The sequence below is a fragment of the Clostridium carboxidivorans P7 genome (assembly GCF_001038625.1).
In the GTDB taxonomy this organism is placed as follows: domain Bacteria; phylum Bacillota; class Clostridia; order Clostridiales; family Clostridiaceae; genus Clostridium_AM; species Clostridium_AM carboxidivorans.
In genome coordinates, this window is the sequence record NZ_CP011803.1 from 1,278,794 (window position 1) to 1,305,769 (window position 26,976).

Genomic DNA, 26,976 nt, shown 5'->3' on the forward strand with positions numbered 1-26,976 from the left:
AAAATTATAATATAAAACAATATGTTATATAATTAATTTAGCTTCATATTATCAACTAATGTTTGTGAATTATCAGTAATTTGTTCTACTGTTGCAGATACTTCTTCTAGTGAAGCAGCTTGATTTGATGCTATTTCTCCTAATTCATTTATAGTATCTATTAATGCTTTCATGTTGTTACTCATTTTAGCAAGTGCGGCTGAAATTTTTTTGGAAGATCCACTGCTGTTTGATGCCAGTTTTCTCATTTCACCTGCTACTACCGAGAAGCCTTTTCCGTATTCACCAGCTCTTGAAGATTCTATTGCAGCATTGAGTCCAAGTAGATTGGATTGTTTTGATATACTTTCAATTAAATCGATAGCTTCATTACTTTCAAATATCAATTTTTTTGTTACTTCAGTGTTTTCTATAACATAATTTAATTTTTCAGACAATTTAACAGCATCATTAGTAATTTTTGATATTGTTGAACTTGTTTCCTGAAGAGAACTCTTTAATTCTGATGAGGAATTTTGGATTTTTAGTACGTTTTCTATATCTGTTGACAAACATAATACCCCAACAGCTTCACCATGCTTATTAATTGCAGGAATTAGGGTGATCTTGGCATCTATGCCATGTTCAGTTTTATTAAATATAGCTGTAAATGTTTCTTTCTTATTAAAGATAGTATCAATAGCACCAATATTTTTAATAAGACTCATATTAGACTTGTCTCCAACTTTAATAGTAGATTTCTTATTTTTACTATCTAAAGAGTATATACATTGTTCTTTATCCCAAATTGTGATAACTACATTTCCTTCAAGTGCTTCGCTTATGATTGGTGCTGTATTAATCAATGATTGAAAAATTTTTTCCAATTATAATCCCTTCTTTCATATTTTTTAGAAATATTTTATTAACAATATAACACAAATTTCTACTTTTTTCTACTTTTAGAAAGGTCTGATGAATAAGAAGAAGTTAAAAAATTTGTTAAAAAAAATTTAAAAAAGGTATTGAAAGAATAATAATGCTTTGATATAATAAACACATAGCAAACCAAGTACAGTATTTTAAAAAGATTCTGAAAAGGTTTGCGAATTATAAAAAATAAATATTAACATTTGCGTGTTACTGATTCGATCAGGCATGAGCAAAGGTTGTTTTAGATTATATTATATCTATTTATACTAGTCGAATAGATATAATATAGTTTTAATTACCTTAGCTCATGCCTTTTGTGTTTTGTGGCACAATAAGAATAGTTAATTGATTAATTTAAATTATGAAATAAAAATAATTACAATTAGTTAGTGTAAAAATAGAAAACGAAGGGGGACAATTATATGTCTAAAAAAGGTAGTATTTTTGGTAAGTTACAACAAATTGGTAAAGCGTTAATGCTTCCAGTTGCAATATTACCAGCTGCAGGTATCTTGCTTGCATTTGGTAACATGTTTCAAAATCCGGCTTTCTTAAGCCATGCAGCATTTTTAAATAATCACGCATTCCAAACTTTTGCTAAAGTTATGGAGCAATCAGGAGATATTATTTTCGGTAATCTTTCATTATTATTTGCAGTAGGTGTTGCGGTAGGACTTGCAGGTGGAGAAGGCGTTGCAGGACTAGCAGCAATCGTTGGTTTCTTAATAATGAACAAGACTTTAGGAATAGTAGCAGGAGTTACTTCACAGTTAGCAAGTGGCAATAATCCAGCTTATGCATCAGTTTTAGGTATTCCATCATTACAAACAGGTGTATTTGGTGGTATCATAATTGGTATTGTAGCAGCGCAGCTTTATAAGAAATTCTACAATATAGAGTTGCCTTCATATTTAGGTTTCTTTGCAGGAAAAAGATTTGTTCCAATTGTAACAGCAGTAACATCTATATTTATAGGAATTATACTTGTATTTGTATGGCCACCAATCCAATATGGATTAAATACATTTTCACACAACATGATTGATGCAAATCCTACATTGGCGGCATTCGTATTTGGAGTTATTGAAAGATCATTAATACCATTTGGATTACACCACATATTCTATAATCCATTCTGGTATCAATTTGGAGAATATGCAAGTAAAGCAACTGGTCAAATTGTAAGAGGAGACCAAACAATATTCATGGCTCAATTAAAAGACTTCACTCAATTTGGTCAACTTAGCAACGGCGGCACACAATTTACAGCAGGTACATTTATGGTAGGTAAATTCCCATTCATGATGTTTGGATTGCCAGCAGCAGCACTTGCAATGTATCATGAAGCAAAACCAGGAAAGAAGCTTATCGCAGGTGGTATACTTGCATCAGCAGCATTAACTTCATTCTTAACTGGTATAACAGAACCAATAGAATTCTCATTCTTATTCGTTGCACCAGCACTATTTGCAATACACGCTGTATTTGCAGGTTTATCTTTCATGACAATGCAATTGTTAAATGTTAAGATAGGTATGACCTTCTCTGGAGGTTTAATAGATTACATGCTATTTGGAGTTATACCAAATAGAACAGCATGGTGGTTAGTAATACCAGTAGGTTTGGTTTTTGCAGTAATTTACTACTTTGGATTTAGATTTGCTATAAGAAAATGGGATCTTAAGACTCCAGGACGTGAAGATGATGAAGAAGAAGTAACAACAACTTCTGTTCAAAAGTCAGAACTACCAGCAGCAATATTAAAAGCATTAGGCGGAAAAGAAAATATAACTAATTTAGATGCTTGTATAACTCGTTTAAGAGTAAGTGTTAGTGATATTAAAAATGTAGATAAGGCTGAACTTAAGAGATTAGGAGCAGCTGGCGTTATGGAAGTGGGAAATAACGTTCAGGCTATATTCGGAGGAAAGTCTGACCAGTTAAAGACTCAAATTAAAGACATTATGGCTGGAAAAACTCCTGTAGTTGAAAATGATTCAGTTAAAAAAGAAGTGGCAGTAACAAACTTAGATGATAAAACTTTTGTAGCTCCACTAGATGGAAAGATATTGCCTATAACAGAAGTTCCAGATGAAGTTTTTTCACAGAAAATGATGGGTGATGGATTTGCTATAGAACCAGCAAATGGTGAAGTTGTATCTCCTGTAAATGGAGTAATAACAACTGTTTTCCCAACAAAACATGCTATTGGAATAACTGCAGCTAACGGAAATGAAATATTAATTCACTTTGGTATAGATACAGTGAATTTAAAAGGTGAAGGACTAGAAGCTTTAGTAGAGCAAGGAGCTGAAGTTAAAGCAGGTCAGCCTATATTAAAAGCAAACTTAGATTTAATAAAAGATAAAGTTCCAACACTAATTACTCCAATTGTTTTTACAAATTTAGCCGAAGGTCAAACAGTTTCAGTTAAAGCTGGAAGCCAAATAAAACGTGGACAAAAGAATATAGTAACTATTAAATAGTAAACTTAAAAAGCCAGTGTATACTTAGTGTATATACTGGTTTTTTAGTTAAGATGTTATTTTATAAAATATATAACTTGAAGGGCATTATCAAAAAATGTTATAGTTATCATACACAAAACAAATGAAAAAGGAGTGTTACTATGAATCCAATAGAAAATATTTTAAAAGAATTTTCGCCAATTATTTTAGATGGTGCATTAGCTACAGAACTTGAAAATAGAGGTTGCAACATCAACGATGCCCTCTGGTCGGCTAAAATACTTGCTGAAAATCCTAAGATGATAGAAAAAGTTCATTATGATTATTTTTGTGCGGGTGCTGATTGTGCTATTACTTCAAGTTATCAAGCTTCTATTGAAGGCTTTATAAAAAAAGGTTTTTCAAAAGATGAAGCGGTATCACTTATAAAAAGGTCTGTTACAATTGCTAAGAAAGCAAGAGAAGATTTTTGGAAAGAACCGTCTAATAGAGTGAATAGGGCATTTCCGTTAATTGCTGGTTCGGTAGGCCCTTATGGAGCTTATCTTGCTGATGGTTCTGAATACCGTGGTTACAGTAGCATTAATGAGGAAAATTTGATTAATTTTCATAGACCAAGAATGGAAATTTTAGTAGGAGAAAAAGTGGATATACTTGCTTGTGAAACATTGCCTAGTCTTTTAGAGGCAAAAGCTATTGTTAAATTACTTAAAGAATTTCCTGAAACTTATTGTTGGATAAGCTTTAGCTGCAAAAATGCTCTTGAAATAAGTGATGGAACTCCAATTTCTGAGTGTGCAAAATTTTTGGATAGCTGTGAACAAGTTGCTGCAATTGGAGTAAACTGTACTGCACCTCAGTATGTACAATCCTTAATTGAAGAGATTAAAAAGAATTCTAATAAACCTGTAGTAGTTTATCCAAATTCAGGTGAAGAGTATGATGCTAACTCCAAAACATGGCATGGTAATTCATCTTGCAAATCCTATAGCTGCAATGCCAAAGGTTGGTTCGATAAGGGAGCTAGTATTATTGGTGGCTGCTGTAGAACTACTCCAGAAGATATTAAAGCTATTGCTAAATGGGCTAGATAGTTGTATGGAAGGGTAAAATGCTTATAATGAATTAGCATAGGATAGAATATCATAACTATCTAAAATACAAGATAAGTGAACTAGGGATTGGTTAGAATATGCTAGCCAATCCCTTTTATAAGTAAAATTATTTAATACAATCTAGAGCTTGTGAAATATCAGAAATTAAATCTTCTTTATCTTCAATTCCACAGCTGATACGGATTAATTCTGCTGGAACACCAGCTTCCTTTAATTGTTCGTCATTCATCTGACGATGTGTACTTGTTGCAGGATTTAGACAGCAGGTACGAGCGTCTGCCACGTGTGTTTCAATGGCTGCAAGCTTAAGATTTTTCATGAATATTTCAGCTGCTTCACGACCACCTTTTAAACCAAAGGAAACAACACCACAAGAGCCATTTGGAAGATATTTTTTTGCAACTTCATAGTATTTATCACTTGGTAGACCGCAGTAGTTAACATAGGCAACCTTTGGATGCTTTTGAAGAAATTCTGCAACAGCCTGACCGTTTTCACAATGACGTGGCATACGGACGTGAAGGCTTTCAAGTCCTAGGTTTAGGATGAATGCATTTTGTGGTGATTGGATAGAGCCAAGATCACGCATTAGCTGGGCAGTACATTTGGTAATAAAAGCTCCTTCCTTGCCAAATTTTTCGGCATAAGTAATACCATGATAACTGTCATCTGGTGTACAAAGCCCTGGAAATTTATCAGCATGAGCCATCCAATCAAAAGTTCCAGAATCCACAACGGCTCCACCTAGTGCAGCACCATGACCATCCATGTATTTTGTAGTGGAGTGGGTAACAATGTCAGCACCCCATTCAAAAGGACGACAGTTAATAGGAGTTGGAAAAGTATTATCCACTATAAGTGGAACACCATGTGCATGAGCAGCATTTGCAAATTTTTCGATATCCAATACAGTAAGAGCAGGATTAGCAATTGTTTCACCAAAAACTGCCTTTGTGTTAGGCTTGAAAGCAGCATTTAATTCTTCTTCTGTACAGTCAGGAGAAACAAATGTAGCAGTAACACCCATTTTGGCCATAGTTATGGAAATTAGATTGAAAGTACCTCCATAAATGCTGGAAGAAGCAACGATGTGATCTCCACAGTTACAGATATTAAAAAGAGCAAAGAAATTGGCAGCTTGCCCTGAAGAAGTTAACATTGCAGCAGTACCGCCTTCCATATCGGCAATTTTGGCAGCTACATAGTCATTTGTTGGATTTTGAAGTCTGCTGTAGAAATAGCCAGTAGCTTCCAGGTCAAACAATTTTCCCATATCCTCACTGGTATCATATTTAAAGGTTGTACTTTGAATAATAGGAACCTGACGTGGTTCTCCGTTGCCTGGTCTGTAACCGGCTTGTACACATTTTGTATTCATTTTATAATTTTTCATTTTATTACGTCCTTTCTGAAAATAATAATATAATTATTATAATTTTAATATTTTATCAATTCAAGGGGGAATTAGTATAAAAATTAATAAAAAGGTTATAAATATTATTTATAATAATGTTTGATAGAAGATTCTTAGTTATAATTGCAAAAAGAATTATGGGCAACTTAAGGGAAAATAGTAACAGTTATTGACGTAGAATTTTAAATAGTGTAAACTTATGTTAATAATTCGATGTTTATCAAAGTGTTAGGAGCAATTATGGATACAAAAGAGTTAGCAAGGATATTTAAAGCTCTTTCTAATGAAAATAGATTGGAATTATATTTTCAAATAGTAAGGAGTGCTGAAAAAAGTTTTGATACAAATTGTGAATGCTTTATAAATGATGTTATCAGTAAATTAAATATAGGTGCACCTACCATTTCACATCATTTAAAGGAATTAAGCAATGCAAATTTAATTTTTACAGAGAAAAAGGGTAAATTTTTAGTTGCAAGAGCAAATGAAGAATTGTTAAATGAAATTTGTAGTATATTAACAATTAAAAGAGATGAAAAAAAATAAATCTCTTTTATTTTTAAACAATACTTTGATAGTTGTCGAAATATAAAAGTAATTAGTGGCATTAAAAGTATTTTAAGATTGTTTTTTTAATGTGCTGAAGATAAATAAAAGCTTATAGGAGGGTTATAAAGTGAACAAGAAAACAATTATTTTTTATTTTAGTCAGTCAGGAAACTCTCTTTATGTAGCAAAAAAATTGGTTGAAATTATTGAAAATACAAAATTAGTATCAATACCAGAAGCTATCTATAACAATCAATATAAATATTATAACTATGAAAGAGTTGGTTTTATAATACCTTTATATTTTATGAGTATGCCAAATATGGTAAAAGAATTTATTTCAAAGTTGGAAATTTCAAAGGATAGTTACATTTTTTCAATTGTAACAAGAGCTATTACCAAGGGAAGAATATTTCATGATATTGATATATTATTGAATAAAAAGAATATTAAAATAAACTATGGGGAATACATAACCTTTCCGGATAGCTATATCAAATGGGCTGAAGCTCCTAAGGAGAAAACTATTCTTAAAGTATTTCAAAAAGCAGAAAAACACATAGATTTAATTGCAAATAATGTTCTAAAGGAACAAGTTTATAGAGAAAGTGAAGGATTTATTCTTAAATCAATCTCATCAGTTGTATATACTATTTGGAAGAGCAAATTAAAATCAATAAGCAAAAGTTTTAAGGTAAACAATTTTTGTATTGGTTGTGGTATATGTGAAGAAACTTGTCCTGCTGCAAATATTAAATTAGAAAATAGCATACCTATATGGTCAAATAAGTGTGAAGATTGTATGGCATGTGTGCAGCATTGCCCTAAAAAAGCAATTTATTTCAATTCAAGAACTATAAATAAAAAAAGATATATTAATCCTAATATAAAATTAGAAGAGTTACTTTCTAAAAAAAGGATAAAATAAATAATTATAGTTGAATATTCAATGATGAAAATTTAAAGGAGAGATTTTTTATGAAAAAGGTATATTTTAAGGCTGTAGATTCATATTTAAAAACACAAGATATAAATGAAGCAACAAAGGTGCTTTTGAATCGTTTGGTGGAGGACGAAAGTATTACACTGGAAAAGTATATACCACTAAAGGTTCATTTTGGTGAAAAAGGCAATAAGACATATATAGAATCCAAAAATTTTGAGGGCATATTAGAATATTTTAAGGAAAGAGAAATAGAAAGTGCTTATATGGAGACAAATGTTCTTTATAGAGGGGAGAGAACTACGTCAAAAAATCATATTAAGCTTGCTGGAGAACATGGATTCACTCAATTACCTATTGTAATTGCAGATGGTGATCATGGAGAAAATTATGAAGAGGTAGAGATAAATAAAAAGAATTTTAAAAAGTGTAAAATAGGTGCGGAAATTGCAAAACAAAAACAAGTTATGGTTATAAGTCACTTTAAAGGACATGCTTTAGCTGGTTTTGGAGGAGCAATTAAGCAGCTGGGAATGGGATGTGCTTCAAGAGGTGGAAAGCTTGCTCAACATGCTAATTCCATACCTAAAATAAGTTATTTCAAATGTAAAGGCTGTGGATCATGTGCTAAAAATTGTCCTGAAAAAGCAATTGTTATGGGATCAAAGGCTAAGATTAATAAAGATAAATGTGTTGGCTGTGCTGCCTGTATGACAACTTGTAATTTTGGAGCAGTTTCAAATAGTTGGCTGGCATCACTTTCAAAAAGTTTTAATGAAAGACTTGCTGAATATGCCTATGCAGCTTCAAAGGATAAGAATAACATTTACATAACTTTTGCCTTTAATATAACAAGAAATTGTGATTGTGATGGTCACAGTATGAAACCTGTGGCAAAGGATATAGGAGTATTTGCAGCTACAGATCCGGTTGCTATAGATCAGGCTTGTCTTGATGTACTTGACAAAGTTAACGGGAGACGTGTATTCAGAAGAGGCAAATATACTCTTGATTATGCAGAAAAGATAGGCTTGGGAAGCAGAAAATATGAACTTGTAGAAATATAACAAGATGATTTTTGTAAGCAGATGAAAATTTATTATCAAATATAAAGTGATAGAAAATAGCATTTAGTTATGTATATACTAGGTGCTTTTTTTATGTAGAAAAATTAGGATCTAAGAATATAAACAATAGAATAAAACATCTCATAATTAATTATGAAATATGACATACAGTTGTCATGTTACTTTTGTTATACTATAAAAAAGAAAGATCAAGAAGATCATTACATAGTGCAGATTTGAAATCAAATGTATTAAGAATCAATCATTATAAATGTTAGTATAAAGGAGATAAGTAGCATGAAACATGAGTGGAGAAAACATGAAAAAGAATTATATTTGCCAAAAGCAATTCCTGAGTTAGTTAAAATTCCAAAACAGAAGTTTTTTATGATAAAGGGCAAAGGAAACCCCAATGATGAAGATTTTTCTGAGCGAATAGGAGTGTTATATACTATGTCATATGCTGTTAGAATGATGCCTAAGAATGGATTTACACCAGAAGGATATTTTGAATATACAGTATATCCACTAGAAGGTTTATGGGACTTGACAGAAGAAGGTAAAAAAGCAGATGCTTTAAATAAAGATGAGCTATTATATACTATTATGATCAGGCAGCCTGACTTTGTGGATGAAAATGTTGCAGAAAAGGCATTAGCAATTACTCGCAAGAAAAAACCTCATCCACTATTAGATGAAATTGTGTTTGATGAGGTAGAGGATGGCTTAAGTATTCAAATGCTGCACAAAGGTTCTTATAACAATGAGCCAGAAAACTTTGCAAAGATGAAAGAATTCATGGATAATAGTGGCCTTCAAAGGAAATCAATGATTCATAGAGAAATTTATCTTAGTGATGCCAGAAAAGTTGAGGAAGACAAATTGAAGACAGTATTACGATATATGGTAAAATAAATTCATGAGGAGGATATGATGGAACTGATAAAGGTTACAGAGGAAAATATAGAGGAAGAACATATTTGTTGTGCAATTTCAAGCAATAAGGATTGTCAAGTTGCATCAAAAAAACAATGGTTGAAGAAACGTTTTAAAGAAGGCTTAGTATTTTTAAAAGGAAATGTCAGGGGAAAATGTTTTATAGAATATGTGCCAGCAGAAAATGCATGGTGTCCTATTGAAGCAAATGATTATATGTTTATTGATTGCTTGTGGGTATCAGGGAGATTTAAAGGACAAGGATATTCAAATGAACTTTTGAAGGCTTGTATTGCTGATAGTAAGAAAAAAGGAAAGTTAGGATTGGTAATATTGTCTGCCAGAAAGAAAATTCCCTATATTTCAGATCCCAAGTATTTAAAATATAAGGGATTTAAGCTAGCTGATACTTCAGAGCCTTTTTATGAATTATTCTATTTACCCTTTAGTGAAAATGCACCTAAACCTTGTTTTATGAAACATATAAAATCACCTTTAATTAAAGAGCAAGGTTTTGTTTTGTATTACTCAAACCAATGTCCATTTACTGCAAAATATGTACCTGTCATTGAAAAAATTGCTCATGAGAAAAAAATTCCCTTTAAATCAATTAGAATTGAATCCACTGAAGAAGCAAAAATGGCACCAGCTCCTTTTGTTACCTATAGTTTATTTTATAATGGTGAATTTGTGACAAATGAAATTCTTTCAGATAAGAAGTTTGAGAAAATAGTAAATGAAAAAATGTAATAGTTATTAGGTGTTTTTCATTTAAATAAGTTTAACCTATGATAGAATATAGGTATAGAACAATGAGAAAATTATTGGAAAAGGATTTGATTTAACAGTAACTTGGATATTTGGGGAAGTGATTACATGAAAATAGATAAAAAATCTTTAAAAAGAATTCAAAGCCTTGTGGGTAATGTAACACAAGAAAATTTGAAGTATGTAGATTGTTACATATCTCAGAATTTAAGTATGTTTATACCTAGTGTTGGATTTTGTGAATATGCTATCACACCTAATCACACCCATCCAGCTTATTCTTTTGTGTTATTCTTTTCTAAAGAAAAAAGTATAGTGCCATTAGAAATACAAGTGTTACCAAATCATTATTTAGTTGCAGCAATGTCACCAAAAATTAGTCATGAAGAAAAAGAAACAGATAATTTTACTAGATATATTGCTATTTTTATATCCAGCGAATTTTATGAAAAATATTATAGTATATATAGTGATAAAAGTCCTGAAAGGTACTTTTGGAAGCAATTTTTAATCAAACAGGATTTTATGGTTTATATAAAGAAATTCATGAGTGAGTATGAAAATAAACAACCAGGTTATGAAAGTATTCTGGAAAGTCTATCAACTATTATTACAAATGAACTAATAAGAAGTATTCTTGAAGTGCCTGCTTCATCAGATTTATTCATAGAAAAATTGGAAACAGAAAAAGCTATAGAATATATGCATCAGAATTTTGGTTGCAAATTGAAAGTGGAGTATTTGGCAAGGCTTGTAAATATGTCTGAATCTCATTTTATACGTACATTCAAAAAAGAAACTCAATTATCCCCAATTGAGTATTTAATTAGACTTAGACTTGATAAGGCAAAGAAGCTTATAAGGGCAAAATCAAACACTATTACAGAAATTGCGTTACAATGTGGATTTAATAGTTCCCCTCATTTTTCTTCCTGTTTTTTAAAGCAGTATGGAATTACTCCAACAGAATATCAAAATTTATATTCAAAATAAGATGTTCTCAAAAATATTAAGGACATTTCTATTTCCTAATTTTTTAGATGCTTAAAGAGCAAAATTATGAAATATGTTGATAATATTTTGAAAGAAATCCTCTTAAGTTTTTTGTATATTTAAATATGTAAAAAGCAAAATTAGGAGGTTAAAGTCCTAAATTGACTTTAACGAGTAGTTCACAAGTGGAAGCGAGTAGGATTAACTACTCAGTGTTTTCGACTAAAAGGAGGAACATATATGTTAAAAGAACAGATTTTTGAATTAATGAGGAATAATCCAGTATTTTTTTTGGCTACTGTAGAGGAAGACCAACCAAGAGTTAGGGGAATGCTGCTTTATAGAGCTGATGAAGATGGAATTATATTTCATACAGCTGTAACAAAGGATGTATATAATCAGGTACTAAAAAATCCAAAGGCTGAATTATGTTTTTGTGAAAATGGAACTCAGATACGTATAAGTGGAAAGTTAGAAATAGTAGATGATAATAAGCTTAAAGATGAAATATCAGAACATCCAACTCGTAAATTCTTAAAACCTTGGAGAGAAAGTGGTGACTTGAAGGATTTTTATAATAGTTTTGCAGTATTAAAATTAAGAAATGGTGTAGCTACTATATGGACTATGGAAAAAAACTTTGCGCCTAAAGAAATGATTCAACTTTAGAGTTTATGAATGTTGAAGGTTAACTTTTAGTATTTGATTTTAGAAAAATAAATAATGAAAACTAAAATTAATTTAATGTATAAAAGGTCATGTTAAATCAATTAAAATTTAACATGACCTTTTTATATTTAATCAAAATTTATTTTCTAAGAATTTCAATTTTATTTTTACTTCACTTTAATACAAATTTAAACAATCTTTAGCAAATTTAATGTAATAAATTATAAGTTTGTGTTACATATGGTATAATTGAAATATAAATTTTATAAAATATTATTTGATATTAAAATTATAGAACAAAATATTTAATACCCCGGGGAGGAATAGTATGGAAAACAGTATGATTAACTCTTTAAAAAATGTACTACCAATTTTGGAAGAACTTATTCAAGAAGATGTATCTACATGTATTACTGATAGGGAAAAATGTATTGCAGTATTTATAAATGATAAGGTTCCTGTGGCTTTTAAAGAAGGGGACAAGGTTCCAAAAGATAACCCATTATTTATGGCTATGGAAAAAAATAGAGTGTTTTCTGCTGTAGTACCTAAGGAAGCCTTTGGAGTTGATTTTAAAGCAATTGCTTATCCAATAAGAGATTCTAATGGAAAAGTAATTGGGGCTGTAGGATTAGCTAAAAGTTTAGACAAACAAGTAAGTATAGAGAATTCAGCTAAAAATTTATTCACTTCTCTTGGACAAACAAGTGAAGCAATTGAAGAAATTGCTGGAGGTTCTCAAAAGCTATCTAATGTTATTAATGATATATTATCTGCTGCTAACGATACAAATGAGAAGATTAATGAAACTGATTCGATAATTACTTCTATTCAAAGCATAGCTTCACAATCAAATTTATTAGCATTAAATGCTGCAATAGAAGCATCAAGAGCTGGAGATGCAGGCAAAGGCTTTTCTGTTGTAGCTCAGGAAATGAGAAAGCTATCACAAAACAGCAGCGAATCTTCTAAGAAAGTTATGGCCGCCCTTGTTGAAATGAAAAAATCTATTGATGCTATAGTGGGCCAAGTAAATGAAGCTAATGCAGTTGCTGGAAATCATGCTGCAGTTACAGAAGAAATGAATGCCACAATAGATGAAATAACTACAATTTCTAAAACTCTTGTTGATGAAACAAAAAATTTATAATTATAGTAAAAGAATTAATCTTATATTTTACCTATAGGGTTAATTCTTTTGTTTTATTTTCAATCTTTTCATCTAACTCAGTCTTACTTAAAGGTTCTGTAATTACCTTATTTATTAGCTATGTAACTTCATCCTTGGTAAATTCCATCATTTCATTAAAATCGTCATGTTTTGTTAAATCCACTAGTTAAGCTGTCTAAGGTTAGTTTTAGTAATTAGCCAAGTATATAGGTAAAAAGACTTTTCTCAAAACGTTTTGATCTTAAAAAGTTATATAAGTTGAATCATGATTTTTGAATTTTTTAATGGAGTTTGTTTTATCTACATATATAGCTATTTTCTACTATGATTTTATAATTACTTTGACCATAGAGAAGCTTTTTAGGCATAAAATAAACCTCACTTTTAATTTACTTCAAGGATGTGGAAGTTATATTTTTATATTTATTATATCCTAAAGTAAATAAAACTTAAATATAACAATGGAACCTTGTTTGTGAGTACAAATATGTAAACTAATTTTGGTATTTTATACATTATAGCCATAATTTAGAGGAACTTTAGTTTTTTTGTAGAAATATTAGGTAGATGGTTTTAATGTATAAAATGTCTATAACGCGAAGTTGAGATGGTTTACAATATAAAGAACACATAGGAGTTCAACGAGGTTCGCCTCCACCATTGAAACCCACGAAAATCTAAAATTTGGATTTTTGCGGGTTATTTTTATTGTGAAATTTAGTTTCGTGAATTTATGGGAGTTGGGAATATACAAATTTTTTATTTATAATTTCCAACAAATATATTTTATAACAAAATTAGAATGTTATTATGATAAGGTGACAATATATTAAAATAAATATGTAAACATTGTTGATGCGTAATTATTTGAAGTTTTAGTAATAAGAAACGTGACAAGAACAATGTTTGAATGAAGCCAAGTTTAATGCGTTTGGAAGATAGTAAAAGAAAGGATACATGTCTTTAGTATAAATATTGATTACATTAATAGTTAGCTAAATAGATTTTTATTATATATATTATAAAATTTCATATATGATGAGAATATGGTAAAATATTAATTATACGGAAAACGTTTGTAATAAAAATGAGGTGAATTATGAGCTTAGAAATTAAAGTAATGAGAGTTGATAAAGGGGACTGTATGTGGCTTAGATATGGAGGAGAAACTAAGACTAATATAATAATTGATTCTGGGACAGCAGGAACTTCAAATGAATTTAAGAATATTATAGATTCTGTTGAACAGCTTAATGAGGTAGTTGATCTGCTTATTTTAACACACATAGATGGTGATCATATTAATGGATTTAATAAATATATTGAAAAAAATGATTGTGAAATTATAAAAGAAGTATGGTTTCATGGAAAAGGAGCAAAAGCATATTTATCTTCAGGAGCACACTCGCCGAGAAGTGCTCCATTGTTATTGGATAAAATGAAAGATAAAAAAATAGAAATTACGGAAGTTTATAAACATGATAAATATATTATAAATAATGCAGAATTTTATCTCCTTACGCCTACTAAAGAGGCGGTAGTAAAAGTGGGAGAGGTTATTGACAAAGTATATAAACCACATGTAGGTGAAATTCATAATCAAGATTTGGATTATATTTATGAAAAAGACAACTACGAAAAAGATACAAGTGATACAAATGCTGCATCTATATCATTTTTGTTTACTTATAATGATAAATGTATAGCTTTTCTGGGAGATGCTCATGCTGAAGATATTATAGATGACGATAATGAAATTTTAACAAAAGCACATATTGATTTTGTTAAATTACCGCATCATGGAAGTCCTTATAATGTTTCAGAGGAATTAATTAAATTTTTAGGATGTAGCAAATTTATAATATCAACAAAACAAACTGTTGAAAAGAAGACCATTGCTAGAATTGTACATGCAGTAGATAAGTGTACAATATATTGTAATTACGCTTGGTTTAGCAGGAACAGTTATTTTACAAATAATGATAAAGAAAAATACATTAAAACAGGAAAGCTTATAATGAAGGAACTAATCAGGGATGAATTTTGGAAGATAGGGGATGAGAATGACTAATGTCTGTAGAAAGAGAACTAAAAGTGCTTTCAGTAAGAATTGAAGCTAAAACAGGTGATAATCAGGGAAATGATATTTTGGGAAGCGGTATTTTATGGGCTTTGGATGATTCAAGTAAATATATGTATGCATTTACTGCTGCACATGTAATATTTGAACATGATAATCTGGTTATAAGATACTGGGATAAAGATGATGTTTCAGGTGAAATTTATATAAACCAAAAAGACAACATTGCATTACATGAAGATAATAATTGTGATAAATGGAATTGTGATAAATCAATTCTTTTACGAAATGATGTGGCAGTTATTAGGTGTTTGCATAAAAAAATTGAAGGACTTGCATATAAATTAAAAATAACTAAGGATATTAATGAAAATGAATCATTACTTATAATAGGTTATCCTAAGATGGTGTGGAACAATGAAAATTCAAATACATCAAGAAGAAAATTAACTGCACAATTTGATGAGCCAGATAATATTCATAAATTTTTTAACTATAGGATAACTTCAGACCTGAATCCTCAAGATAGGAATGAGGATTTATTAGGTTATTCAGGTTCCGGAGTTTTTGAAAATAATAAGCCACTAAGGATGATTGGTATACATTCTTATGGGGATTTTGATGTGCATTTAAATACGGTAGTTGGTATGCAAGCTTGTCTCATTCGTGAAGTATGCCAAAGTAAAAACTGGGATTTACCACAATATGATGATAATATGGCACATACTAAACCTGATATGAGTAAATGGTTTAAAACTGATGATACATTTTTTAATGAGCATAAGAAATGCTCAAATGATAGTTTAAAAGATTTTCTGAAGGGAAAAAACTGTGTATGGAGCTTAATTAGTAATGGCTTTATTGTTAAACGAGAAGTAACTCAAGAAGTTTTAAAAAAAATTAGTGATAACAGCATGATTGGAATTTTAGGTGCTGGAGGAGAAGGAAAGACGACAATTTTAATGCAGGTATGTTATGAACTTAATAATAAAGGGTATACAGTTTATTGGAATGTAGAGCAGATTAACAAAACATTCAATATGGAACTAGAATTAACTACTGATGATGTTGTATTTGTTATAGATGATGCTAGTGGTGATATGAAATTTGAAAAATTTGCACTCGAAGCATCTAAAAAAGGATATAAAATTATTTTTGCAGCTAGAGAAAATGAATGGAATATGGATCGACTAAAAGTAGGTGGTGCTGAGATTGAAAGAGATACAGAATTTATTAGATTAAAGTCATTTGCTGAAGGAGAGCCTTATAAGTTTGCTAAATTGATAAGTAGTACAATGAACATTGATAAAAGTGAAGAGGAAATAAGGATAATATTTGAAAAAAATAGTGAGGGATTTTTATTAGCAGCTATGCTTATAGCTGTTTATGGTAAGCCACTTGAAATAATCATTAAAGATATGCTAATAAAAATAGGAGATGAAAGAGAAGAAATTTTAAAAGTATTATCAATAATTTGCTATGTGGAAAGTTTAAAAGAAAGATCTTTAACTAATTTAAGTATTACATCAGATGTATATAAAATTTTGTATGAATATTATAGTATTAAGACAAAAGAAATAAAGGGAATTTTATGTAATGAAGTTAGAAAGGGGAGTGCAAATACAATACGGACAAGACATCCAGAGATATCTAAAATAATATTAAAATTTTTACTTACAGAAGAAGGTTCTAGATTTGATATAAATGAGATATTAGATGATTTCATAAAATCTTTTTATAATACGGCAAACAATAAAGGCAAAAGAACTATTCCACAAGAAATTATAAAGAAAATTTATCCAATAATGATAGCAATAATGAACGATATTTATAATAATTTTAATGACTTTGAGACAGAATATATTGCTAACAATATTGCTGATATATATTCATATAGGGAAGATATATGGTTATTATGGGGTAAACTTGAAATTAAGCGAGGTAATGTAGGACAAGATTTTAATGAAGAATTTACAGCAAGATGGATTTTTAAAAGAGCAATAGAAAAATGTCTAAATTGTGCGAATGTTTATATTAAAGCAGCTGAACTAGAATTAGATGTAGGTAATACTGGAGAAATAAATAAGGAAAATAGTGCAAGATGGATTTTAAAAAAAGGAATGGAAAAATGCCCAAGTTATGAAAGTATATATATTAAAGCAGCTGAACTAGAAATAGATGCAGACAATATTGGAGAAATAAATCAAGAAAATAGCGCAAGATGGATTCTTAAAATTGGTATGGAAAAATGTGAGAGTAGCGAAAATATATATATTAAAGCGTCAGAATTAGAATTAGATGCAGGTAATATTGGAGAAATAAATCAAGAAAATAGTGCAAGGTGGATTCTAAGAAAAGGACTAGAAAAGAGCCCCAATACTGAAAATATATATATTAAAGCGGCACAATTGGAATTAGATGCAGGTAATGTTGGAGAAATAAATCAAGAAAATAGTGCAAGATGGATTTTAAAAAAAGGACTAGAAAGATGTTTAGGTGATGCTAATATTTGTATTAGTGCAGCACAATTAGAAGTAGAATCAGATAACATTGGAGAAATAAATCAGGAAAATAGTGCAAGGTGGATTTTAAAAAGAGGACTAGAAAGATGTCCAAGTACTGCAAGTGCTGGAAGTATTTATGCTAAAGTAATAGAAGTTGAGATAAATAAAGATAATATTGGAGAAATAGATATAGAAAATAGTGCCAGATGGTATATAAATCAGTATCTAAACTTAAATATTAATAATAGTAAGGATTATATTTTATCATTAGCTGCATTGATGGAAGCACATAATAATAATTTTAATAATACAGAGAAATACTTAAAAATATTATTAAAAATAAGTGGAAAAACACGAGATTATTATGTAGCTTATTTATGTTATAAAATGTGTAATTTGGAAGAAGTGGCTGGATGTTATAAAAAAGAATTGTCTTATGAGGATATAGAAAATTGTAAGAAAGAAAGTTTTATTCAATTTAAACTATGGGAAAAGGGTTGGATTGAAAGAATGAGAGAGGAAAAATTATAGTATTATGCTGAAATAAGTGAATCTGATAACATATATTAAATTAGGATATGTATACCAAGAGAGATATTTACTGTTTAAAGATATCATTATAATTTTTATTTTGTTTTATAATAATAAAATTAAAAATACAAGTATATATTAGCTAAAAGTAAAAAACTTGTAAGGAATAGAGTTGAGGCAATGAGATTTTTAATTCATTATTTGGTTTTAAAATAGAGGATTTCAAAGGTCGCGCTTCACCTCCACCAATGAAACATAGGAACACATATGACCGTATTGAAGAAATACGGTTTTTTAATTTTACTATGATTTAGAATTATGAAAGATGAATTGTATTATAAAAATAAGTTGAGATACTTAAATAGAATTGAATAGTCTATTAGTCAACTTCCAATTAGGCTAATAATGGGTAGTTCAATGTCTTGAAGGTGCCATTTAATAAAATTTAGCAAGTGACACAATAGTAAAAAATTGCGAATTAAACTGGAGGGAGATTAAGTTGAAGTTAAAGAAAGAGATAACAATTGCTTTAATTGTTATAATGGCTTTAATGATTTTTACTTATGCAAGGCATTTGGGTATTGTAGGAAATAGTTATCTAAAAATAAGTGAAGATACTAAAGAAAAAATCACTTCAATTATTAAAAAGAGCAAAGGGGAAATTCCAAATCTACAAACAGATAATTGTAAAGAAAGTTGGATTAAAGAAGCACATATTAAACAAAAAGAAATGATGGATAAAGTTTTAAATACATTAACTGTTGTAGGTGAATCAAGAAAAGGTAAACCAGATAAATTTATAATCGCAACTTTCTATGATAATATGCAAGTATATATTCCTTATAATAAAAAAGATGCCCATAACAATATTATAGTTGAAATAGATAATCATTATTATATTGCAGTTGCAAAAGAAGATGATATTAAAACAATTATCAATTACATGGAAAAACAGGGTGTATTAAAGGAATAATCTAAATTAGAGATTAAAGAAATGTGACACAATTTTTTTAAATTATGACATAACTCCTGAATGCGTAATGGGATTAAAAGAACCTAATATAACTCTCAATTATTCACATAATTTGGAGTGCTATTATCATTCTCATAAGGCTAATAATGGGTAGTTCAATGCCTTGAAGGTCCCATTTAATAAAATTTAGCAAGTGACACAATAGTAAGATAATATGAACTAACCTATATTTTGAACAATATAGATCCGCTTTCATCTCTTGGAAAATGTAAGCGGATTTACTTTGATTATTTTTTAATTTTCAAAATAATATTTATTAACGAAACAATGACACTGCACAATAGACAAGTAGAAGCGCCATAATAGTGTTAAAGACTTTATAATGTTTTACAAGAACTTTCTGAAATACAGAGCCAAACAATGACCAGCAGCAGGTTCCTACAAAGCCAAGGAAAGCAAGAATCACAGAAAAACTTGTAAGCATGAACACAGATTTGTAATATGGTACGATGAATGTTGAAACGGTTGCAAGTCCATAAATAATAACATTCGGATTGACAAACTGCAAAAGTAAGCCGGATAAAAATGTATTTGTACGCTTTTCAGGTTTGTCCTCACTGTTAGGTTTGCTCTTGTAGGTTTGCCATGCAAGCCACAGCATATACGCTGCACCAACATATGACATAATTGATTTGATTGATGGGATAAAGCTGTAAAGCGCTATACTAAAAATACTACTTAAGGAAAATAGAATAAAAACACCAAAGAATATGCCTACATTAAACATTATGCTCTTCTTAAATCCGTATCGGCTTGCATTTGACATTGACATAATAGTATTTGGTCCTGGACTAAAGTTTGCAATAAGGACATAGGATAAAAATGCTGTAAAATTTGGCATGGATATTTACCTCCTAACTATTGTATGGTATAATGCACAAAAAGGATAATATATTATACTGTGCAATATAATAGTACTATTTGTGCAGTATAATGTCAATAGATTGGAGAGGATTTTTTTGGAAAAACTTAATTTTATTATTGCTGAAAACTTAAAAAAGCTTCGTGTAGAAAAGACGCTTAGCCTTGACAATGTCTCAAAGTTGACCGGTGTAAGCAAAAGTATGCTAGGCCAAATTGAACGTTGTGAAGCAAACCCTACTGTGTCAACGGTATGGAAGATTGCAAATGGGCTTAAAATATCATGTACCCAACTTATGAGCATGCCAGAGGCTGACTTTGAAATCGTAGATAAGTGTCAAGTGCAACCACTTGTTGAAGATAACGGCAGGGTTAAGATATTTCCTGTGTTCACCTTTGATAGCGTAAGGCGGTTTGAAATGTATTCTATTGAGATTGACACTAACGGTTATTTATCTTCAGAAATTCACCAACAAGGTACACAGGAATTCATTACTGTATTTTCTGGCAATCTTACTATGAGTATAAATGGTAAAAATTTTGTTGTAACAACAGGTAATTCCATACGATTTAAGGCAGACTGCCCTCATGCTTATCAAAATACCGGAGATGCAATTTGCTCATTAAGTATGGTTATTTACTATCCAATGTAGAAATCAATGATGTAGCTTTAGAGATCATTTTGAACAGATATTTATGGGGATATATTTTGCGATGTTATAATTTATTAAGTGTTGAGGTACTTGGTTTATAGCAAATATATAAAAACTAAAACATAAGCTCAATTGATTCGCATTTTTCATAAATTATGACATAACTCCTGAATGCGTAATGGGATTAAAAGAACCTAATATAGCTCCTAATTATTCATATAATTGGGAGTGCTATTATCATTCTCATAAGGCCAATAACAAGAAGTTAAGGCATATAAATATTTTAGCTGTGTTGTTAATATAAATTAATACTGATCATATAACTTATAGATAAATAGTAATTTTGCAAAGGAAAATACATGGTGACGAAAATGAATGATAATAAATGTGAATTAATACAAAACTTAGATAAGCTGCACACAACCGAGTTGGGAGTTGGACGAATTAAAAACAATCTTTCTTTAGATGTGGATGATGTAGTAAAATGGTGTAGCAGCAAAATATTAAAGTCCAATGCCATAATAGTTAGAAAGGGTAAAAACTGGTATGTAGACATAGATAACTGTGAAATAACAGTTAATGCATATAGCTATACCATTATTACTGCTCATAAGATAAAAAAATAGATTGAATTTCTCAATTACATAATAAAACAAAAGGCCATTGTTAAATCATTTAAAATTCAACATGGCCTTTTTAATATTTAATCTATGCCATATTTGTTTTCTATGAATTTGAACATTTCAAAACCTAAATGATAAGAATTTATTCTTCCCATGCTTGGGGTAATGACATCATTATGTCTTTTAATAAATTCAATATGATTAGCAATACATATAAAATTTATGCTAATAATTATGTTTATGGAAAAGTATAGTAACTAAGAGTATAATTGTAACTATGCTAATTTTATCCCATGGATTCTGAGTCTAAGAATCACTTGATTAGCTGGTGTAGTTACTTTTGATTTAAAAGTAAAATTATAATTATAGTAAAAATATTGGAGAGAATAAGATGAATATATTGGATATTGAAAACTTGGAAAAAAGCTATAAATTTAGCAAGAAAGATAAGGTTAAAGTTTTAAGTGAAGTTAATTTGAAAGTAAAAACAGGAGAATTGGTTGCAATTATGGGACCATCTGGTAGCGGAAAAACTACATTATTAAATATAATAAGTGGAATAGATTCTGCTGATGGGGGAAGAGTTTTATTTCATGGAAATGATTTAATTAATATGAGCAAATCACAATTAGCGTTGTTTAGAAGACATAAGATGGGAATGGTTTTTCAAGAATTTAATTTGATTGACAGCTTAAATGTAAAAGAAAATATAATGATGCCAATGATTTTGGATAAAAGGGAAATGGAAGAAATGGAGGCTAAAACTCAAGAACTTACACAGCTGCTTGGAATTTCAGATATATTGAACAAAAATGTATATGAAATTTCTGGAGGACAAAAACAGCGTGCAGCTATATGCAGAGCTCTTGTAAATGAGCCAGATATAATATTTGCAGATGAGCCTACAGGAAACTTAGATTCTAAATCAACAAAGGATGTTATGAATTATTTGAGCAAAGTAAATGAAAATTTGAGGACAAGTGTGTTGATGGTAACACATGATTCTTTTGCTGCAAGTTACTGCAGTCGAGTGGTTTTGTTAAAGGATGGGAAAATCATTTCAGATATATCAAAAAAAGCATCTAGAAAAGAATTTTTTCATGAAATATTAGATGTACTTTCTTTAATTGGTGGTGATTTTGATGAATTTTAATAAGATAGCTTTAAAAATGCTTAAAGTAAACTTTAAACGGTATTTATTGTATTTTATATGTAATACCTTTTCTGTTATCTTGTTTTATTGTTTTGCTGCTTTATTTACAAACAATTCATTTATGAAGAATCCATCAGTAATTGATACAAGTATTTCAAGCAATATTATAGCTCCAAGCCTTCTTGTTTCAATATTTATTGTATTATTTGTTCCATATTCTCATAATGCATTTCAAAAGCTTCGCAGAAATGATTATGGAATTTTGATGACACTGGGAATGACAGAAAAAGAGGTCTTAATCAATATGTTGTTTGAGAATGGAATAATTGCTTTAATTTCTGTTGTATCTGGATTGTTTATAGGAACTTTTATTTCTATGGCTTTTTATGAAGTTATCATAAAATTTATTGGCATTTCAGCTTTAAAGTATCAGATGAATATTAAAGCTTATGGGGTTACAATACTTTTTTATGGAGCAGTATTTATAATTACTGTAATAATAAGTATTTTTCAATCATTAAAAATGAAGATTATAGATTTAATAAAGGAACGATATAAAGCAGATAAAGAGAAAAAAACTCATAAGGCAATATTTTATATTGGTACAGTTATGTTAATCACTGCAGTAACTATTATGATAAGAAACTATAAAGCAGGACATTCTACTGATGTGTGGTTTTACAGTATGCTTTTATGCCTTATAGGAACTTATTTCATTATTGGTAATTCGGATATTATTATACTATGGTTAGAAAGAAATAATAAATCATATTATCTGAAAAATAGTTTGTTTTTTTCTGATTTAAAGTATCATTTTCACTCCACTAAGAAAATTTTAACTTCAATGGTATGGTTGTTTGAATTTGCCATATTTTTTGTTGCACTTTGTATGATAACATATCCTAGTTTTACTAAAAATGCTGTTACATATACTCCATATGAAATGGAGTTTGCTCAAATGGGCAAAATAAATCAAATTTCTGATAAAGCTTTAGAAGAAATATTGAATAGTGGAAGTACGAAAGTAACAGAAGAAAAATCAATGGAATTCTTGAGAAATGGGGCATTTAATATATTGTCGGAATCACAGGTGAATTCTACTTTAAAGCGAAATTATAATATAAAAAAGGGTACTTTCATGACAATATTTATGTATGATTTAAAAGATGGTTATGCACATGATTTAAGTGCTCCAGAGAATATGCTTTTTACATGCAGTGACAAAGAATTAAATCTAAAATCGGCAGGAAGCAAAGTAGACATATTGGTTGATAAAAATTATATGGCTGATAGAACAATAATAGTCAATAATGATGATTATGAACAAATTAAAAATACTTCTAAGGATTATCAAATTGTGGTTTCAAAATTATTTAACTTTGAGGATTGGAAAAAATCAGGAGATATAGTGGAAACACTACAACAACAATTAAATAAGTTAAACCATGAAGATGGTTCGGAGTTAAAGCGTTATAAAATTAGTTCAAGAATTGAGCAATATAAAACAGCTGAGCAATCATCATTGTTTTTGACTGTTACTGTAGCTTTTGTGGTGATTTTGTTTTGGTTTTCAGCAAACATAATACTGCATTTAAAATTACAATTAGAATTTGAAGATGAATATAGGAAATATAGGGACTTGTATAAAATGGGGATGCAGGAAGAGGAAGCTAAACATTTGATTTTAAATAAGCATTATTTTATGTTTATGGTTCCTGTATTTATTGGAGCTATCATTGCTATGTTTTATAATTATTCCATCAATACTATTTGTGATTATGGATGGACAGCTGCGAAGTATTGTGGCATAGTTTCAATAATAGTTATCATTATTCAGATTGTATTTGTAAAAATTTATACAAATGTTTATTCAAAAGGATTATTAAATAAGGTATTAAATAATTAGTTACTATAAGTTGTTTTATATAATCAAAACAATTAGAAATTCAAGATGCTTAATATTAGCTAATCTGAATTTCTAATTGTAAATAATTTAAATTACAAATTAATAAGATTTTCCTAAATATAAATTTGTTTAAGCTGATTCTTTTACATTAGCTCTTAATCTGACAAATAAGTAGAGTGGAATACCACCAAGCATAAGTAAAAATCCCCACATAACAGATTCAGATCCAGTTCCATATATTGTATATAAAGCATAGATAAATGCTAGAAGTGGTACAAGTGAATTTTTGATAAAACTAAATATTGTAATTTTATTACCTTGTTTTCTAGCAATTACAATATCAGCAGCTGCAACAAATACATAAGGTGGCAGTGCTACCATTGTTGCAAGTAACATAACAAATTCATAGGCTGCATTAAGTCCCTTAAAATAATTCATTGAAATTAGTATTAATGAAAATATACTGCTGATTATAATAGAAGCAGAAGGTGTATTGTATTTCTTATTTAATCTTGAAAATATTGGAGGAAATAAATTATTTTGTGCAGCTGAAAAAGCTGAACGAGATGCTACTATTATTCCACCATTAGCACATCCAAGTGTAGAAATGACAACACCAGCTGCAATAAATAAACCACCCCAAGTTCCACCTGTCATTTTGTTTAACATATCTGCAATTGGAGCTTTTGATTGTGCAAGTTGATCTTGTGGCAATATACCTGTAGAAAGGATACTGACTAATAAGTAAACAACCACTAAGCCTAACGTTCCAAAAATAGTTGCTCTTTTTATATTTTTTTCAGGATCTTTGATTTCACCACCTGCTGTTGTTGCACTTTCTATTCCTGTAAATGACCACATAGTAATTGCTATTGCAGCTGAAAGCGAAGAGAGGCCATTTGAACCATTTTTTTGAACAGATACTTGTGAAACAGTATGAAAGTTCGCAGGGTCAAAATGGAAAATTGCAAGTAATACAAATAATGCTAAAGGTAATAACTTACAAATGGTTGTTACTGTTGATATCATCATGCCTTGCCTTATACCTCTAATGTTTATATAAGTTAATGAACAAAATATTACACATCCAATGACAAATGCCAGTAAATTACTATCTGCAATTACAGGAAAAATTTTGCTCATGTATCTTAAACAAGCAATAATAAGTGCAGCTCCTCCAGTGGATTGTCCAATCCAATAAAACCAAGCTACAATAAAAGCAGCAAATTCACCAAAAGCAACACGAGTATATTCTACACAACCTCCTGTCTTAGGAATTTTAGCAGCAACGCTAGCAAAACTTAATGCGATCATAATAGCTCCTAGGCCAGTAATAATCCATGCAAGAATTGAAACACCAGGTGATGATGATTTGGCTAAATTTTGTGGAGCCATGAATATTCCTGATCCAATGGTGCTTCCGATTACAAAAAGTATAGCCACTCCAAGACCAACTTCTCTTTTTAATCCATCTTCATTATTTTCTTTTTTCATTTTAAAACCCCCCTATATCGGCTGATTTATTATTATAGTTGCTTACGGGATTTCACAAATAATTAATTTATGTAACCTTTTAGGCATTAAAATTTTACATTTTCTTCAACTATTAAATAATAAATGTTACCAAATTATATATCTTCTTATTATAATATACAGCAAAACCCCTGTAATTGGGAAGTGTTACACAGATTGTAATTTTTTCATTAAATTAAATGAAGTGCATTTAATAGTCAATAGAAGCCTGCTGAAAGCTTCTGTTTGATAAGCTGAAGCGTATAGTATATACTTAGTAATATACAAATAGTAGGAGGTGGATTTTAATGGAGCCTTTATTTAAAAATGAGAAAGTGTCCTATGAAAAATATTTAGAGCTTAAAGAAAAAAGTGATAAATTACTAGAATATATAGATGGTATAGTATATATGTCACCATCACCATCTACTAAACATCAAAGAATATCAAGCAAGTTACATGCTAAATTGTATAATTTACTTGAAGGAAAAGATTGTGAAGTATTTCATGCTCCATTTGACATATTATTAAAAAATGATGATATTGAAGGGGAAAAATTAGTAATACCTGATTTATCAGTAATATGTGATAAAAGTGGATTTACAGATAATAAATATATAGGAGTACCAAGCCTCATAATAGAGATATTAAGTCCATCAAATCAATCTCATGATTTAGTTACAAAATTGAATTTGTATATGAAATATAGGGTAAAGGAGTATTGGATAGTGAATCCTATATTAAATACTGTAATGCTATATACATTAAATGCAGATAATATGTATGAGCAGAGTATAGTTAAAACTGAAACTGGAATTGTAAAATCAAAAATTTTCGAGAGTTTTGAAGTAGATATAGAAGAATTATTTAGGTAATTTTACAAAGTAAAGAGAGTTACAAATGCACATATAAAATTTAGGCTTAATATAGCACATTGTGACACAACCTTTTCAGAGGACATTTGACAGAGGACAAAGGACAATGAAGGTGAGTTTTCCTCCTTACGTCAGAAAACTAATTTATTTTTACGCTTATTTTGCTAAAGCAAAATATCGCTTTAGCAGGAAGCTAAAATTTATGATTTTTAAATAATTTCGCTTGATTAGAAAGCATTT

At 29.7% G+C, this 26,976-nt stretch carries 23 protein-coding genes; 18 read left to right on the plus strand and 5 right to left on the minus strand.

The genetic code is table 11. From position 1 onward, the window contains the following. Positions 1 to 32: 32 nt before the first annotated feature. Positions 33 to 866, minus strand: a complete 834-nt coding sequence (locus tag Ccar_RS05485; protein ID WP_007063984.1) for a methyl-accepting chemotaxis protein — start codon at positions 864 to 866, stop codon at positions 33 to 35. Between the two features lie 468 nt (positions 867 to 1,334). On the opposite strand from Ccar_RS05485, the gene ptsG reads away from it, so the two are divergent. Further along, positions 1,335 to 3,398 (plus strand): glucose-specific PTS transporter subunit IIBC, encoded by a 2,064-nt coding sequence (gene ptsG / locus Ccar_RS05490; protein WP_007063983.1) that lies wholly within the window; start codon positions 1,335 to 1,337, stop codon positions 3,396 to 3,398. 143 nt (positions 3,399 to 3,541) lie between these two features. Next, entirely contained in the window at positions 3,542 to 4,474 is a 933-nt protein-coding gene (gene mmuM / locus Ccar_RS05495; RefSeq protein WP_007063982.1) for a homocysteine S-methyltransferase, read from the plus strand. Positions 4,475 to 4,601: 127 nt separating this feature from the next. Here the strand turns inward: mmuM and Ccar_RS05500 are convergent, their stop codons facing one another. Beyond that, complete coding sequence (locus Ccar_RS05500) at positions 4,602 to 5,888, minus strand: O-acetylhomoserine aminocarboxypropyltransferase/cysteine synthase family protein (protein ID WP_007063981.1); 1,287 nt, start codon at positions 5,886 to 5,888, stop codon at positions 4,602 to 4,604. A 261-nt stretch (positions 5,889 to 6,149) separates the two neighbouring features. Here Ccar_RS05500 and Ccar_RS05505 point away from each other — a divergent pair, with 261 nt between their 5' ends. The 11 genes from Ccar_RS05505 to Ccar_RS05555 all read left to right on the plus strand — a co-directional run bounded on the left by Ccar_RS05505 (position 6,150) and on the right by Ccar_RS05555 (position 19,093). After that, positions 6,150 to 6,455, plus strand: coding sequence for an ArsR/SmtB family transcription factor (locus Ccar_RS05505; RefSeq protein ID WP_007064143.1), 306 nt, complete (start codon positions 6,150 to 6,152; stop codon positions 6,453 to 6,455). 130 nt (positions 6,456 to 6,585) lie between these two features. Continuing rightward, positions 6,586 to 7,386: an EFR1 family ferrodoxin gene (locus tag Ccar_RS05510; RefSeq protein ID WP_007064144.1), complete on the plus strand. Its 801-nt coding sequence runs from the start codon at positions 6,586 to 6,588 to the stop codon at positions 7,384 to 7,386. Between the two features lie 50 nt (positions 7,387 to 7,436). Next, positions 7,437 to 8,468 (plus strand): DUF362 domain-containing protein, encoded by a 1,032-nt coding sequence (locus Ccar_RS05515; protein WP_007064145.1) that lies wholly within the window; start codon positions 7,437 to 7,439, stop codon positions 8,466 to 8,468. 297 nt (positions 8,469 to 8,765) lie between these two features. Continuing rightward, the gene (locus Ccar_RS05520) at positions 8,766 to 9,383 is read left to right on the plus strand and encodes a GyrI-like domain-containing protein (protein ID WP_007064146.1); all 618 of its coding nucleotides are present in this window, start codon (positions 8,766 to 8,768) and stop codon (positions 9,381 to 9,383) included. 18 nt (positions 9,384 to 9,401) lie between these two features. Further along, a complete protein-coding gene (locus Ccar_RS05525) occupies positions 9,402 to 10,154 on the plus strand; it encodes an N-acetyltransferase (protein WP_007064147.1) in 753 nt (250 codons plus the stop codon). A gap of 126 nt (positions 10,155 to 10,280) precedes the next feature. Next, the gene (locus tag Ccar_RS05530; protein WP_007064148.1) at positions 10,281 to 11,165 is read left to right on the plus strand and encodes a helix-turn-helix domain-containing protein; all 885 of its coding nucleotides are present in this window, start codon (positions 10,281 to 10,283) and stop codon (positions 11,163 to 11,165) included. A 240-nt stretch (positions 11,166 to 11,405) separates the two neighbouring features. Further along, the gene (locus tag Ccar_RS05535; protein WP_007064149.1) at positions 11,406 to 11,834 is read left to right on the plus strand and encodes a pyridoxamine 5'-phosphate oxidase family protein; all 429 of its coding nucleotides are present in this window, start codon (positions 11,406 to 11,408) and stop codon (positions 11,832 to 11,834) included. A 328-nt stretch (positions 11,835 to 12,162) separates the two neighbouring features. Further along, on the plus strand, positions 12,163 to 12,984 hold the full coding sequence (locus tag Ccar_RS05540) for a methyl-accepting chemotaxis protein (RefSeq protein WP_007059688.1): 822 nt from the start codon (positions 12,163 to 12,165) through the stop codon (positions 12,982 to 12,984). A gap of 1,120 nt (positions 12,985 to 14,104) precedes the next feature. Beyond that, positions 14,105 to 15,076, plus strand: coding sequence for a ComEC/Rec2 family competence protein (locus Ccar_RS05545; RefSeq protein WP_048029971.1), 972 nt, complete (start codon positions 14,105 to 14,107; stop codon positions 15,074 to 15,076). After that, positions 15,076 to 18,120 carry a P-loop NTPase gene (locus tag Ccar_RS05550; protein WP_007059685.1) on the plus strand — a complete coding sequence of 1,015 codons (3,045 nt, stop codon included), beginning with the start codon at positions 15,076 to 15,078 and terminating at the stop codon, positions 18,118 to 18,120. The genes Ccar_RS05545 and Ccar_RS05550 overlap by 1 nt, the downstream gene beginning before the upstream one ends. 499 nt (positions 18,121 to 18,619) lie before the next feature. Beyond that, positions 18,620 to 19,093: a hypothetical protein gene (locus Ccar_RS05555; protein ID WP_007059684.1), complete on the plus strand. Its 474-nt coding sequence runs from the start codon at positions 18,620 to 18,622 to the stop codon at positions 19,091 to 19,093. Between the two features lie 316 nt (positions 19,094 to 19,409). Here Ccar_RS05555 and Ccar_RS05560 read toward each other — a convergent pair whose 3' ends face one another. After that, positions 19,410 to 19,994 (minus strand): LysE family transporter, encoded by a 585-nt coding sequence (locus Ccar_RS05560; RefSeq protein WP_007059683.1) that lies wholly within the window; start codon positions 19,992 to 19,994, stop codon positions 19,410 to 19,412. A 118-nt stretch (positions 19,995 to 20,112) separates the two neighbouring features. Between Ccar_RS05560 and Ccar_RS05565 the strand changes: the two genes are divergently transcribed. Together Ccar_RS05565 and Ccar_RS05570 are read left to right on the plus strand one after the other, a co-directional pair. Then, positions 20,113 to 20,667 (plus strand): helix-turn-helix domain-containing protein, encoded by a 555-nt coding sequence (locus Ccar_RS05565; protein ID WP_007059682.1) that lies wholly within the window; start codon positions 20,113 to 20,115, stop codon positions 20,665 to 20,667. A gap of 371 nt (positions 20,668 to 21,038) precedes the next feature. After that, positions 21,039 to 21,293: a DUF3781 domain-containing protein gene (locus tag Ccar_RS05570; RefSeq protein WP_035774332.1), complete on the plus strand. Its 255-nt coding sequence runs from the start codon at positions 21,039 to 21,041 to the stop codon at positions 21,291 to 21,293. Positions 21,294 to 21,370: 77 nt separating this feature from the next. On the opposite strand, the gene Ccar_RS27705 is transcribed toward Ccar_RS05570, so the two are convergent. Beyond that, a complete protein-coding gene (locus tag Ccar_RS27705) occupies positions 21,371 to 21,532 on the minus strand; it encodes a SpoVR family protein (RefSeq protein WP_156184612.1) in 162 nt (53 codons plus the stop codon). 149 nt (positions 21,533 to 21,681) lie between these two features. On the opposite strand from Ccar_RS27705, the gene Ccar_RS05575 reads away from it, so the two are divergent. Both Ccar_RS05575 and Ccar_RS05580 read left to right on the plus strand, forming a co-directional pair. Continuing rightward, positions 21,682 to 22,443 carry an ABC transporter ATP-binding protein gene (locus Ccar_RS05575; protein WP_007059680.1) on the plus strand — a complete coding sequence of 254 codons (762 nt, stop codon included), beginning with the start codon at positions 21,682 to 21,684 and terminating at the stop codon, positions 22,441 to 22,443. Further along, on the plus strand, positions 22,433 to 24,349 hold the full coding sequence (locus Ccar_RS05580) for an FtsX-like permease family protein (RefSeq protein WP_007059679.1): 1,917 nt from the start codon (positions 22,433 to 22,435) through the stop codon (positions 24,347 to 24,349). Before Ccar_RS05575 ends, Ccar_RS05580 begins: the two co-directional genes overlap by 11 nt. A gap of 129 nt (positions 24,350 to 24,478) precedes the next feature. Here the strand turns inward: Ccar_RS05580 and Ccar_RS05585 are convergent, their stop codons facing one another. After that, on the minus strand, positions 24,479 to 25,843 hold the full coding sequence (locus Ccar_RS05585) for an APC family permease (RefSeq protein WP_007059678.1): 1,365 nt from the start codon (positions 25,841 to 25,843) through the stop codon (positions 24,479 to 24,481). 326 nt (positions 25,844 to 26,169) lie between these two features. Here Ccar_RS05585 and Ccar_RS05590 point away from each other — a divergent pair, with 326 nt between their 5' ends. Beyond that, positions 26,170 to 26,736, plus strand: coding sequence for a Uma2 family endonuclease (locus Ccar_RS05590; protein WP_007059677.1), 567 nt, complete (start codon positions 26,170 to 26,172; stop codon positions 26,734 to 26,736). Positions 26,737 to 26,976 lie beyond the last annotated feature (240 nt).

Bases quoted from the DNA above. Each gene is read 5' to 3' on its own strand.
- Ccar_RS05540 (WP_007059688.1), top strand. From the start codon at position 12,163: ATGGAAAACAGTATGATTAACTCTTTAAAAAATGTACTACCAATTTTG.
- Ccar_RS05545 (WP_048029971.1), top strand. From the start codon at position 14,105: ATGAGCTTAGAAATTAAAGTAATGAGAGTTGATAAAGGGGACTGTATG.
- Ccar_RS05560 (WP_007059683.1), bottom strand. From the start codon at position 19,994: ATGCCAAATTTTACAGCATTTTTATCCTATGTCCTTATTGCAAACTTT.
- Ccar_RS05580 (WP_007059679.1), top strand. From the start codon at position 22,433: ATGAATTTTAATAAGATAGCTTTAAAAATGCTTAAAGTAAACTTTAAA.
- Ccar_RS05505 (WP_007064143.1), top strand. From the start codon at position 6,150: ATGGATACAAAAGAGTTAGCAAGGATATTTAAAGCTCTTTCTAATGAA.
- Ccar_RS05585 (WP_007059678.1), bottom strand. From the start codon at position 25,843: ATGAAAAAAGAAAATAATGAAGATGGATTAAAAAGAGAAGTTGGTCTT.
- Ccar_RS05575 (WP_007059680.1), top strand. From the start codon at position 21,682: ATGAATATATTGGATATTGAAAACTTGGAAAAAAGCTATAAATTTAGC.
- ptsG (WP_007063983.1), top strand. From the start codon at position 1,335: ATGTCTAAAAAAGGTAGTATTTTTGGTAAGTTACAACAAATTGGTAAA.
- Ccar_RS05500 (WP_007063981.1), bottom strand. From the start codon at position 5,888: ATGAAAAATTATAAAATGAATACAAAATGTGTACAAGCCGGTTACAGA.
- Ccar_RS05570 (WP_035774332.1), top strand. From the start codon at position 21,039: ATGAATGATAATAAATGTGAATTAATACAAAACTTAGATAAGCTGCAC.
- Ccar_RS05525 (WP_007064147.1), top strand. From the start codon at position 9,402: ATGGAACTGATAAAGGTTACAGAGGAAAATATAGAGGAAGAACATATT.
- Ccar_RS05590 (WP_007059677.1), top strand. From the start codon at position 26,170: ATGGAGCCTTTATTTAAAAATGAGAAAGTGTCCTATGAAAAATATTTA.
- Ccar_RS05550 (WP_007059685.1), top strand. From the start codon at position 15,076: ATGTCTGTAGAAAGAGAACTAAAAGTGCTTTCAGTAAGAATTGAAGCT.
- Ccar_RS05515 (WP_007064145.1), top strand. From the start codon at position 7,437: ATGAAAAAGGTATATTTTAAGGCTGTAGATTCATATTTAAAAACACAA.
- mmuM (WP_007063982.1), top strand. From the start codon at position 3,542: ATGAATCCAATAGAAAATATTTTAAAAGAATTTTCGCCAATTATTTTA.
- Ccar_RS05530 (WP_007064148.1), top strand. From the start codon at position 10,281: ATGAAAATAGATAAAAAATCTTTAAAAAGAATTCAAAGCCTTGTGGGT.
- Ccar_RS05535 (WP_007064149.1), top strand. From the start codon at position 11,406: ATGTTAAAAGAACAGATTTTTGAATTAATGAGGAATAATCCAGTATTT.
- Ccar_RS05520 (WP_007064146.1), top strand. From the start codon at position 8,766: ATGAAACATGAGTGGAGAAAACATGAAAAAGAATTATATTTGCCAAAA.